Origin of the sequence: Bifidobacterium bombi DSM 19703 (assembly GCF_000737845.1) — a bacterium.
Lineage (GTDB): Bacteria > Actinomycetota > Actinomycetes > Actinomycetales > Bifidobacteriaceae > Bifidobacterium > Bifidobacterium bombi.
On sequence record NZ_ATLK01000003.1, the window covers coordinates 1 to 9,075 of the forward strand.

Sequence of the window (9,075 nt, forward strand, 5' to 3'; positions counted from 1 at the left end):
GTCGCCTCAGCGCCCAGCACCTCGGCGCCTCACACCTCGCCCCCGCGCCCCTCCTGTGTTCGTTGCAGACTGAACCAATATTTCCAATGCCGTTATCTGCTATACTCGCATCAATAATTAAGGAGAATATAAAATGATGAATACGCAGGATAATAACAATACGTCGGATGGTTCAGGTTCGCATACTTCGCTCAAAATTACCCTGATTGCCGTCATAGTCGTGGTCGTCTTGGCTGCCACATCCCTGATCGGTCTCAGGAACGGCATGAACGGTAAGAAGAACGAGGTGGACGCACAGTGGAGCCAGGTCGAGAATGTCATGCAGCGACGCGCCGACCTGATTCCCAACCTTGTGGCCTCGGTTCAGGGGCAGATGGACCACGAGAGCAAGGTGTTCAAGGATATCGCCGACGCTCGTAGGCAGTATGCCGCGGCTTCCACTCCGAACGACAAGTTGAAGGCGAACGACGAGCTGAACTCCAAAACGAACGTCCTCGTGAACGCAGTGCAGGAGAACTATCCACAGTTGGCATCCTCGGAATCGGTAAAGACGCTGATGACTCAGCTTGAAGGCAGCGAGAACCGCATCAGCGTCGAGCGTGAGCGGTATATCCGTCTGGTAAACGAGTACAACAATAAGGTGACGAGCTTCCCCGCCTCAATGGTTGCTGGATTGTTCGGGTTCTCGAAGATGGATCTTTACAGGGCACAGCCGGGAAGTGAGAACGCTCCGAAGGTGACGTTCCATGAATGATGACAAGGCCGTCGCATCCCGCCACGGCCCTGCATTGACGTCTCTGCCTTCATTATTTCTTACCGTGCTTACAACATTGCTCATTGCCGTTCTGCCGTTTTATTCCGGAACGGCTTCAGCCTCTCCCGTGGACGCGCCACGTGACCCGGTAGGATCCATCTATGTGCAGGACGGTGCACATGTCCTGTCTGATTCCACGAAGCGACTGATACGTGACGTCAACAAGAAGCTGGAGGCTAGTGACTACAAAGCCCAGCTTCTGGTGGTTACGGCGGATACTGTTCCATCCGGGCAAAGCATCGAATCATGGAGTATCGCACTTGCCGAGAAATACAAGCCGGGCGAGGGCAAGAAGGATACGGGTCTGGTGTATGCGCTGGCCGTCAATGACCACAAGGACAGGCTTGAGGTAGGGTATGGCCTTGAGGACGTGATTCCTGATGCTACCGCCGAGCAGATCGTCAGCCAAGGAGAGCGCCAATTCGGTAGACAAGACTATGATGCCGGAGTCCGTGAGGTTGTTACCTCCATCGATCGTATAATCGTGCCGAGTGGGGAGGATGCTCGGCAGAACGACGGCGAATCCCAACCTGTGTATTCGAATTTTCTTCTGGTCATTGCGATTATCATGATTGGCGGTTTGGTGTGGTTCAAGATTGCACGGTCGGTGGGGCGTGGTCGCCATTCGGGAGCCGGCCTGCTTTTGCTCGGCATTCCGCGACTCTACAGTCGCCATGATGATTCCTTCGACGATGATGATTCCTTCGTGGGCGGGGGTTCGTTCGGCGGAGGCGGTTCATTTGATGGAGACTCTTTTGGAGGAGGCAGCTTCGGTGGTGGCGGTGCTTCGGGCAGCTGGTGAAAGTCGGCGATGTCGTCTGTTTCGTAATAGTTAGAATTTGTGGAATCGTGGATGTTATGTATGGAACCGATGGACATGAATAGGGGGTGTCTCCAAACGATCTGATTTCCCCGCTGTTTGTGTCGGATTGGTTTTATCGGCAATCCTTGCCAGTGGTTCCCTGAAGTTTCTATCAATACCAGGAATCGTGGCATCGTTTGCAGCGTGGTCTGGACTTATGTTTTTCTTGATTCCGGAACCTTGGTTTTGAATGCGTGATTATGCCGAGATCGTGATTACCTACTTCGTTTTTGTATAGACGATAACATGAAAGCTACTGCTAACGTAGTTCTCCAGACTATGGATAATTCCCTATGTGCGTTTAGTCAATACATTTGTATACTGAATAGATAAATTCGTGTTGGAGTCGAGTGGTGTCTTCTCTTTACTTCTTTTGAGGGTTCAAGCAAATCGTTGGTTAAGAATACAGCTGTAGGATTGTTTATATCGCCTTCTGTCAATCATGAAAATTTCAGTTTTCGAACGTCGGCAATGTTTCTTTTCCCATCAAAGGCAGGAAATACTCTCTCTTCTACTGATCCAAGATGGAATGTCCTACCTGAAGCTGTATGAACCAATGACCCCAAAGCGTCATGCGTAATAATCGTCAGTTTGTTACGAATCGATACAGGCGAATTCATAAGTACCCTTCAGACAGATGAAACATTCATGCTGATAATAGTGGTATCGACAGGTAACTTGGTGTGGCTGTGCCGTCTCTTCAAGGGGTGAGTTGGAATCGCATCATGTCCGACATCGGTGGATGGCTCCGGGCCATCCCTTTCACCGAGACGTGGATTGGGACTACCCGCCGAACTCTCAACGGTGAAAATCTGCCGGTCATGTCTTCTGCCGAGGTGCGGATTGCGATGCGCACTGGTTGCGGTGCGTTCCGGTATGAGATATAATAAACATCCGGTGTGATTGAAGACTGAACATGTGTTTTGATTGTGCCGGGCTTGATAATTCAAGATTGGGGCTGATCGGTTTCGACGGTGACCTGTTCGTCGCAGGGAAGCGTGCCGAGGATGTAGAGTCCACTCGTGATGACCTCTACAAACAATTAAGTGCTAAATCTAACCGCACTGAGCTCGTACTCGCTGCCTGAGCGTTAAGCTAGGATTAACCAGCGGGCTACGGCTCCGCCCGCTCCCTCTCGTCTTCGGGGGGATGTCGGACGTCATTAGAGGACTTGCCTGAGCTGCTGTGCTGCAGGGCGGCTTGGGGACTTTGACTGCGGATATGCTCGCCATCCATTGTTCGCGACACGGATGGGGGCAGAAAAACTGCCATAAGGCCAGCGGACTACGCACGTAGAATTCTGAGGGTGCGGTCATCGGACCGGGGTTCAATTCCCCGCAGCTCCACAAGGTATGAAGCGCCACTCCGCAAGGGGTGGCGCTTTTTCGTTGGAAATGGTGTCTTGATGCGAAAGGCAATTCTGTGTCGAGTTGTCTTTTTCGCTGCGAAGCGAATGGTTATTAGGGGAGAGTCTTGGATGAGATTCATGCCGAGTGAGGATGATGCCAAAGTTCTGCTTCAGGAAATGAAGGATGCCGCGATCAATGATTTTGACATGCCTGAAGGAAAGGAAAGAAACAAGGGATTTGATGTGACCGGACGGCAATCAGCCTCCCAATTTCGAATCAGCATGTATCGTGGAATGGTAGACTTTGAAAAGCACTCCATCAATGCGATGCTGAAGGAAGGCAACGTGGTGCTTATGAGACTGTGCGTCGGGGCCGGACGCCGACATAGCAATCACGATGGCACGATTGTGGATGGTTCACATCTGCACATCTACAAGGAGGGGTACGGTGATCATTATGCTTACCCTGTTGACATCCAATCTCCTGACTTCATCAATGACACGCTGCTGCTTCTAGGCCGTTTCAATGTCGTTTCCAAACCACACCTGCACGATGGGATGATGCCATGAACCAGGATATTGCACTAGATGATCTTGTCGGACAGTATGCCGATTGGATCAAAGAGAACTCCTCGATACATACAGTCGAGAACTGGAAGTCCGTCACAGTGCCGTTGCTTGACCATGCCGGGGACTACTTCCAATTCTACGTACGGTCCAATAACGGGCATTACGAGTTTGATGACGACGGCTTTACGCTAGCTACGATGGAGTCCTCCGGATTCACGGAAAGCGCTTCCCGCATGGAACGGATTAATGAAACCGCACACCAGTTTGGAGCGGATTTCGTTGCAGGATCACTGAAAATGCGAGCCAAACCAGACAAAGTCGGCGATGCGATGAACCGATATGTGCAGGCCCTTATACATCTTGATTCGCTCATGGAGACCGTTGGACACCGTATCGCCACCTATTTTGCCGAGGATGTCGCTACAGCATTGAAAGAGCAGCATATCCACTTCACTTCAGACGTCAATATCCAAGGAAAATCGCTGTACTCACACAATTTCGATTTTCTGTTCCAGGAAAGTGACCGTAGGCCGACCCTGTTCGCTAAAGCCCCGAACAGACTCGACACGACCTCGCTTGCAACGATCCTGTTCGCTTGGGAGGATGTGAGCGGCGCAAAGGAACGCGAGGATGCAGGACTCCTGGTGTTCGCTGATGACCGTGAGAAACCCGTCAATGGAAACGTCCTTACGGCATTCGAACAATATAATGCGCAAATCATGAGGTTTTCGGAAATAGACGGGAAGGGCGCGCAGCTGTTGGCGGCATGACACGTCCTGAATTCTATCTTGAGGAAAAGAAGGTGATGTTGGCAGAAGCTATCGACTTTGCACCGTTGCAAACAATGACCGACGCACAGATGCGCTGGTGGGTTGGTGAGTTTCGATTGGTTCTCTTTTGGCCGGTTTTGGTGGAATCGCCTCCATTGCCTCCGGTGCCTTCCGCAGGGGCTGCGAAAAAGCGGAGGTGCCGCAGGCCGAATGGGTTGTGGTATGCGTTGATGCGCATGGTTGCTCCTTGGTTTGTCGGTCGCACGATTAGTGACGCGGCGTGCGGGGTCCGCAAAAAATTGCACGAAAAAAGCCACCCCGGAATGGGTGGCTTCTATTGAATCTTGCCCTGTTTTATCAGACGACAGACAAGGCATTCTCTCTGGATTTTCCCTCATATAGACATCGCAATGCGGCGATACGAGTCTCATCTTCAGTGAGGTCTATTGATGTATCTTCGATATCGAAGAAGGGTTTGTGGAATGCTCTGCAGTAGTCACGCAGAAGCGCATTGGTGCTGTCGTCGTTATGCTTGGCGACGAATCGCACGAAATCAGCATCATTCATGCTCCTGCGGCCTCCTTCATTATGTCATTGAACATTGTAGCGCTTTAGGGGAAATATTTCTTTATATGATCCCAAGCTTTCGGATTTGCTAACTGTGCGTCGATCATCTCCGCGAAAGCCTCGCTTTCGCGTTTGTCGTTGGTCAGCATGTAATAAAACGTAAAATTTCAAAAATTATACCGATAGGTTACAATGATGCAAAGTTGATTACTTTTGGGGTAATCATACGGACGATTGCAAGGAAGGAAAGATAAAAAATGGCCAATTCAAAGAATAATGCCCCGGGAACATTAACCGATAAGGGCAGAGGTGAGGCGATTTTTTCAGAAGATAGGAAATATAGGTACAGGTTGTCAAGAGTATAGAGTGAAGAAAAGCTCAGTGACGAAGAGTGGTTTGAAAAAATAACATGTTTTGTTTTGAACAATCCTTCTGATGCGGATGCTGTGTTTAACGATAAAACAACAAACAATTGTATCCGTATTGCAAAGGAAGCCGAGGTGAATGGAAAGACGTTAAAAAGCGATGGGATAGTAATCTATAATGTCTTTTCTAAGATAGCAAAAAAACCGAAAGACTTGCCAGCTGACGAAACCGCAATAGGGGATTCGAACGACGTATATTTATCAGAAATACCCAAATACAAAACAGTTATTTTAGGTTGGGGAATGTGCCACAACCCCCCACAAATAGGACCAATATGGGACAAAGAGATGCGGACAATTTGTAATAAATTACAAGGAAACACAATCTATTGTGTAAATGGGGTCACAACTAAAAGCAGGCCAAGGCATCCAGCATCGAAAAATCTAACGGGTAGTGACGGGAAGATAAAATTGGTGCAAATTCGGCTTCTGAACAACGGTAATGCAAAGAATATATATTAAGAAAAATAATTGAGCAAATCTAAATTAGGGTTATATGTCAAAGTGTGGTATGGTTGGTGATGTCAGAAGGCCCTCTGGGGTAGTGAAATAACCTACGGAAACCGGGGGATTGTCTTCTGGCATTATTTTTTATGCAGTTGGATTTCTTGTATGCCGGTTCTAGCGGTTCTGCCGGTTCGCAGTGCGTATATTCTCATATGTTGCGAACGTATTTATGTAAGTCCTGATTTTTGGACCTGTCATGACGACTTTCGCCCAATTAGCACCATGTTACGGTTTCCTGTAACTGATAACGATTTTGAATGATCGATCATTCAATCCTTAATTTAAGCCGAAACTGGGTTTTTAAGACCTGGCGGCAAATATTTGTTGTCATTACATGGTATTATTGAAACATCTACCGGAAAATGGGCAGTAGGCAGGATATAATAAGTAATATTAAAGGAGGGAGAAAATGAACGCCAGTCTTCTTAAGATCAGGGGGCTACCAAGGGCTTCACATAATCCAACGATGAGAACGCCTATAACACCATCGTCGTTGGCACAAACATGACCGTTATGTTAAAGAAACACTGAGGTAAATAAACTGACATCCTTGTGTAAATACGATAAATACGTTCAAAGGAGAAAAAATGCAGTTAACTGAACATTGTTATGTTCCAAGGCTTTTGGTTAAAAAGGGCGAAATGGATGCATTGTTTACATTGTTTGCATTAAGATCTGCCGACTCTCTTCCACAAAATACTGAAATATATCCTCTTTTGGAGATACCTGGTATCGATTGGGACTATGAAAACGATAGGCCGAGCGATAAACCAAACTCGTTTATTGATAAGAAAGCCGAGCAAATCTTTAGAACGTGGCCGGCTCCTGCATTTCTTGATGCGGCCGAGGTCGTGACCGACTTAAATGGGGGCGGTCAGTCGATTCCGCTTATCGAACCGGTGTTAAATAAGTTCAGGTCACTCACCGAGCCTTCGCTTAGTACTAGATTCATTCCGGTGCTGCATGATGTAAAAACCAACAGCACGGCGTATCAACAAGTGAAGGCACTAGTCAGGAAAGGTGTGTGCATTGAAGTGTGTCTGCGTCTTCGCAGCGGCCAATGGAAGAGCTTGACGGATCAGCAGAATTTCAGGTCCTGGCTTAGTGGTCTGGGTTTGAAAGAAGAAGATTGTCACATCATTTTAGATTTGGAATCAAACGTAGATGAAAATGCTTTCAATGCCTTGCAAATCGTGCTTTTCACTGTATTCTTGGCTCTTTATCCGAAGCTAGATTTCGCAGTACTTGGAACCGCAATACCCGAAACGTCGGATATACATAGCGCCTTGGATGTTGTCACACGAGATGAATGGGTTGGCTGGCTGCAGATGATGACTACCGCAAGAGGGGAACATCAAAACCTGCCCATTGCCTTCGGTGATTACGGCACTGTGGGTCTTCGCAGCTCCACCGACGTTGACCCAAAGATAATGAATATCAGCGGAAAATTTAAATACACCGTTGATGATTCGTGGCTGATTGGTAAAGGCGGATTGTTTAAAGGCCGGAAGAACATGAAAAAAATAATGGGAGGACAGTCGATTCTCCCTGTCGTAAATGCCATTGTCAATGACCAACGGTTCTTGCCCCAGCATTGTGAGACAGATGAATGGATGAAACAACTCTCAACAGGTGCTAATACTAAATTCGGTAGTCCTACCACTTGGATTACCAAAGCCATGCAGCATCATATGCTCACTGTTTTGCAACAGTTATAGACATCATAAACTGGTTCCATCCGTCCTCCAATTGGTGCGTGCCTCTAACTGGGTACGCACCAATTTTCGTAGTTGGGGAAGAGAAAAGCTGTCCACCATCCTGTCCCAACACACAGCTTTAGGTTTGGAGCGAACACCACGGTCAAAACCGTAACGCGTCAGAATATCGATGGTCTCGTCTCTCCATAAGAGTTGGACCAACACGCGCGGATCTATATTGGATTTGTTTGATTTCGGATTCCGCAGCTTCCTGATGAAGGTCCGTCCGTCACCTGTTTGTCTTGCGATGTAGACGCCCCAGAAGTCGTGAATCATGCCTAAAGCCTCGTCGAGATGGTTTTCTGCCACAACAAGATTGCAATAGTCAAGAACCGCTGAGTAATATCGCACCTGTTTCGGTAGTCTTTTGAGGTTGTCGCTTGCGCTTTTGAGCTCATATCCGGATATATGACCATTGAGAACGGCGATATCGACTCGTACCTCGCCGCACAAATCTAACTCGTCCATTATTAGGGCTGACTCATTCTCTTTGCGGCGTTTCAATGTAGAACGCATTGCCTGTCGCACATCTATATCACGCATCATTATCATTTAATCACAACTTCTTTACCAAAACAAAAGAGCAGGTGCGCCTCCTGCATCTCCCTGACGTTGGCCACCATCCCACTGTGCGTAGGCTAGAGACGGAAAGGGACGAATGCCATAGGAGAGGAAGTACTGCATCGTTGCCAGGCTCCGAAACATGACAGTGGAGGTGCGGTTGGCAGCCAAAAATCAATGAGGATATCAGCTTAATGTTGATGCCAATCTGATGTGCAAGAACTTGTAACGAAGGAAGCTCCACTCACGAGAATGAGTGGCGTCTTATTGCACCTTGGAAGGAGCCATTTCAATCCACACCATAAGACAATGGTGAGGTTCTAATTCTACGTGAACAAACTGTGGTTGCGGGTTTAATCTAAATACCGCAAGTAGCCTTCTTGCTGTTCAAGGTACAGATTGTGTTGCAATCTAATTACGATTTGACTTACCGGACTGTCCGGATCAGTAGCAGGACTACAGGTCGCCCCGTTCATGGGGTTGTGGATTGAAATGCTTCGAGGGGCACGTCCGAACTCAACCTGATGGTCGCCCCCTTCACGGGGGCGTAGATTGGAATATGCCCTGCCTGCCGCTCACTGCGATCAGGTTGGTCGCCCCCTTCACGTGGCGAGGATTAATATCACCGCTTACGTGTCTCTTTATTGCGCTGGGCCCGCTCTTGTGCTCGTTTGCCCGTGTTTTGTTGTGTTGGATACCCGGCCCTCATGCGGTCGCCTTCGCATACCTCACCTTTTCCGGCATCCGTGCACCCGCGCCCCCACGCCCTAACACTCGCGTCCAGGCGCCTAAGCCCATACCTCACGCCCACACGCCCAAGCCCCACGCCCAGTCGCCTCAGCGCCCAGCACCTCGGCGCCTCACACCCTCGCCCCCCGCGCCCCCTCCTGTGTT

Annotated in this window: 10 protein-coding genes and 1 other RNA gene; 8 read left to right on the forward strand and 3 right to left on the reverse strand. The window is 48.7% G+C overall.

Annotated elements, in window-relative coordinates; all coding sequences use genetic code 11:
* Positions 1-133: 133 nt before the first annotated feature.
* The 6 genes from BBOMB_RS07350 to BBOMB_RS08150 all read left to right on the forward strand — a co-directional run bounded on the left by BBOMB_RS07350 (position 134) and on the right by BBOMB_RS08150 (position 4,705).
* Entirely contained in the window at positions 134-754 is a 621-nt protein-coding gene (locus BBOMB_RS07350) for a LemA family protein (RefSeq protein WP_238549945.1), read from the forward strand.
* Positions 747-1,616, forward strand: coding sequence for a TPM domain-containing protein (locus tag BBOMB_RS07355; protein ID WP_044088085.1), 870 nt, complete (start codon positions 747-749; stop codon positions 1,614-1,616). The genes BBOMB_RS07350 and BBOMB_RS07355 overlap by 8 nt, the downstream gene beginning before the upstream one ends.
* Positions 1,617-2,630: 1,014 nt before the next feature.
* Positions 2,631-3,025, forward strand: a transfer-messenger RNA (tmRNA) gene (gene ssrA, locus BBOMB_RS07965).
* 137 nt (positions 3,026-3,162) lie between these two features.
* Positions 3,163-3,594, forward strand: a complete 432-nt coding sequence (locus tag BBOMB_RS07360) for a DUF6978 family protein (RefSeq protein WP_052377585.1) — start codon at positions 3,163-3,165, stop codon at positions 3,592-3,594.
* On the forward strand, positions 3,591-4,364 hold the full coding sequence (locus BBOMB_RS07365) for a DUF1829 domain-containing protein (RefSeq protein WP_044088087.1): 774 nt from the start codon (positions 3,591-3,593) through the stop codon (positions 4,362-4,364). Before BBOMB_RS07360 ends, BBOMB_RS07365 begins: the two co-directional genes overlap by 4 nt.
* Positions 4,361-4,705, forward strand: a complete 345-nt coding sequence (locus tag BBOMB_RS08150) for a hypothetical protein (RefSeq protein ID WP_152570193.1) — start codon at positions 4,361-4,363, stop codon at positions 4,703-4,705. The genes BBOMB_RS07365 and BBOMB_RS08150 overlap by 4 nt, the downstream gene beginning before the upstream one ends.
* Positions 4,706-4,721: 16 nt before the next feature.
* On the opposite strand, the gene BBOMB_RS07375 is transcribed toward BBOMB_RS08150, so the two are convergent.
* The gene (locus tag BBOMB_RS07375) at positions 4,722-4,931 is read right to left on the reverse strand and encodes a hypothetical protein (protein ID WP_044088090.1); all 210 of its coding nucleotides are present in this window, start codon (positions 4,929-4,931) and stop codon (positions 4,722-4,724) included.
* A gap of 404 nt (positions 4,932-5,335) precedes the next feature.
* Here BBOMB_RS07375 and BBOMB_RS07380 point away from each other — a divergent pair, with 404 nt between their 5' ends.
* Together BBOMB_RS07380 and BBOMB_RS07385 are read left to right on the forward strand one after the other, a co-directional pair.
* Entirely contained in the window at positions 5,336-5,818 is a 483-nt protein-coding gene (locus tag BBOMB_RS07380) for a DUF1643 domain-containing protein (RefSeq protein WP_081867453.1), read from the forward strand.
* Positions 5,819-6,450: 632 nt separating this feature from the next.
* Entirely contained in the window at positions 6,451-7,581 is a 1,131-nt protein-coding gene (locus BBOMB_RS07385; protein WP_044088093.1) for a beta family protein, read from the forward strand.
* Between the two features lie 3 nt (positions 7,582-7,584).
* Here the strand turns inward: BBOMB_RS07385 and BBOMB_RS07390 are convergent, their stop codons facing one another.
* Both BBOMB_RS07390 and BBOMB_RS08380 read right to left on the reverse strand, forming a co-directional pair.
* Positions 7,585-8,166, reverse strand: a complete 582-nt coding sequence (locus BBOMB_RS07390; protein ID WP_161787719.1) for a sce7726 family protein — start codon at positions 8,164-8,166, stop codon at positions 7,585-7,587.
* A gap of 637 nt (positions 8,167-8,803) precedes the next feature.
* Positions 8,804-9,075 (reverse strand): hypothetical protein (locus BBOMB_RS08380; RefSeq protein WP_238549947.1); only part of this gene is annotated, 272 nt, incomplete at its 5' end.

Coding starts and splice junctions, on each gene's coding strand:
- BBOMB_RS07350 (WP_238549945.1), top strand. CDS start 134: ATGATGAATACGCAGGATAATAACAATACGTCGGATGGTTCAGGTTCG.
- BBOMB_RS07355 (WP_044088085.1), top strand. CDS start 747: ATGAATGATGACAAGGCCGTCGCATCCCGCCACGGCCCTGCATTGACG.
- BBOMB_RS07360 (WP_052377585.1), top strand. CDS start 3,163: ATGCCGAGTGAGGATGATGCCAAAGTTCTGCTTCAGGAAATGAAGGAT.
- BBOMB_RS07365 (WP_044088087.1), top strand. CDS start 3,591: ATGAACCAGGATATTGCACTAGATGATCTTGTCGGACAGTATGCCGAT.
- BBOMB_RS08150 (WP_152570193.1), top strand. CDS start 4,361: ATGACACGTCCTGAATTCTATCTTGAGGAAAAGAAGGTGATGTTGGCA.
- BBOMB_RS07375 (WP_044088090.1), bottom strand. CDS start 4,931: ATGAATGATGCTGATTTCGTGCGATTCGTCGCCAAGCATAACGACGAC.
- BBOMB_RS07385 (WP_044088093.1), top strand. CDS start 6,451: ATGCAGTTAACTGAACATTGTTATGTTCCAAGGCTTTTGGTTAAAAAG.
- BBOMB_RS07390 (WP_161787719.1), bottom strand. CDS start 8,166: ATGATGCGTGATATAGATGTGCGACAGGCAATGCGTTCTACATTGAAA.